Source organism: Streptococcus sp. CCH5-D3 (assembly GCF_001556435.1).
Taxonomy (GTDB): domain Bacteria; phylum Bacillota; class Bacilli; order Lactobacillales; family Streptococcaceae; genus Streptococcus.
In genome coordinates this window covers 1-1,954 of record NZ_LSIW01000009.1, presented here as the reverse complement: position 1 = coordinate 1,954, position 1,954 = coordinate 1, and the positions used below count along the sequence as shown (strand labels likewise).

General features: G+C 40.4%; 1 protein-coding gene. It reads right to left on the bottom strand.

Features of this window, described 5'->3' with window-relative positions:
* Window positions 1-216: 216 nt before the first annotated feature.
* Window positions 217-1,767, bottom strand: a complete 1,551-nt coding sequence (locus AX662_RS00185) for a BCCT family transporter (protein ID WP_002885312.1) — start codon at window positions 1,765-1,767, stop codon at window positions 217-219.
* Window positions 1,768-1,954: the final 187 nt, after the last annotated feature.

Below are 1,954 nucleotides of genomic sequence, written 5' to 3'. Positions count from 1 at the left end.
TATTATGGGCTTATAGCCCTTGATCAAACCACCCGTTAGACGGGTGGTTATGATTTTTTATTATGTTTTCTTGATAGTAAGCCTCTATCGTTACAAGCTCGTTTGTGGTAAGATGAGTATAGGTCATTTATGTTAGTTCCTTTCAGACAAATGTGGTGTTTATCTGAGCCTAACATAGGCTTTTTCTGTCTAGCTTAATTTTACAAATTGGGTTATTTATTCTTCATAAGATTTGAAGGGTTGATCTTTTTTAGGGTATCGTGTCGGTGTGATTGACAGTCCCATCTTGTCTTTTTCGTGTAGCAATTCAATGACTAGGGAAACCATGATCAGTACCATGATGAGTGAAAATGGAAAGGCTACGATAATCAGCGTATTTTGCAAGGCTACTAAGCCCCCTGAAAGAAGTAAGACGATGGCAATAGTCGCAAGGAGTACGCCCCAGAAGATTTTAAGGTTATTCTTTGGTTTGAGATTCCCATCATCAGAGAGCATAGCTAGCACATAGGTCGCAGAGTCTGCTGACGTGATAAAGAAGGTAATGATCAAGATGATGGCAACAACGGAGGCAATAAAACCAAATGGCAGTTGACTGAAGGTTGCAAACAAGGTCTGCTCACTTGGAAACTGTGTTAAATCTACATTTCCAAGTGATTGAACATGCGTTGAAAGTGTTCCAAAGGTAGAAAACCATAAAAAGCTTAATACAGTCGGTGCTAATAAGACGATGGATAGAAATTGTCTGATACTACGTCCTTTAGAAATTCTGGCAATAAAAACTCCCACGAATGGTGACCAAGAAATCCACCAAGCCCAATAGAAAATCGTCCAAGTATTGATCCAGTCACGATTGTATTGACCAAAGGAACCAGCACTGAAACTCATACGGAAGAAATTGGAAATATACAGTCCGATACTATCGGTCAAGGTATTAAAAATCTGGACTGTGGGACCGATGATTATGGTGATGGCGAGTAGTCCAACCGCTAAAATAAGATTGGTGTTTGATAAGATTTTTACCCCTTTTCCAAGACCAGAAAGGGCTGAAATGGTAAAGAGGATGGTTGTGATAATTATGATAATAACTTGCACAAGGGCATTGTTTGGAATACCAAAGAGGTAGTTGAGTCCCCCATTGATTTGGGCTGCCCCAAAACCAAGAGTGGTTGCCACCCCGATAACAGTAGCGACCACTGTAATCGTATCTACGATCTTACCAAGGCTACCGTTTGTTTTTTTACCAAACAAGGGCTTTAAGGTAACCGATAAAAGATATTTCTCTTTTTTTCGGAAACCAAAGTAGGCAAGGGCCAGGGCGATTAAAGCATATATTGCCCAGGCATGGATGCCCCAGTGAAAGAAAGTGTAACGGAAAGCATCGGCTAAGGCTTCCTGCGACCCTGGGGTAGCTCGTACCGTTGAAATGGCATAATGGGATAAGGGCTCTGCGGCACCGTAGAAGACAAGGCCGATTCCCATTCCAGCAGAAAATATCATGGCAATCCAAGAGATAGTAGAGTGTTCAGGCACCGAATTGGGTTCCCCCAGTTTGATTTGCCCAACGGGACTAACCAGGAAAAAGCCACAAAGTAGAACGATTGACGTGACCAGTAATAAGTAAAACCAGCCAAGTTTATCTGAAATAACTTCCCTTAGTTGTTCTGACCAAACTTGGTAGCCGTCAGGCATAACAATACCAAGAAGGACCAGGATAGCCAGTAGCACAAAAGAGGTTTTTAAGACCGGCGTTAAATTTTTAGTTGACATAAAATCTCCTTTCATTCTCTACCATTATATCAAAAATGATAATAACTTAAAAATGAGGGGAGATTAGATAACACCCAGCTAGTTATAATTTTTAGTTGATTAACTAGAGACGTTTAAGAACCTAAATTGTCAAATTAAGTTAGACTTTTCAAGTAACTCAGAAAAACTTGGTAGGGTGATTGATAAT

Bases quoted from the DNA above. Each gene is read 5' to 3' on its own strand.
- AX662_RS00185 (WP_002885312.1), bottom strand. From the start codon at position 1,767: ATGTCAACTAAAAATTTAACGCCGGTCTTAAAAACCTCTTTTGTGCTA.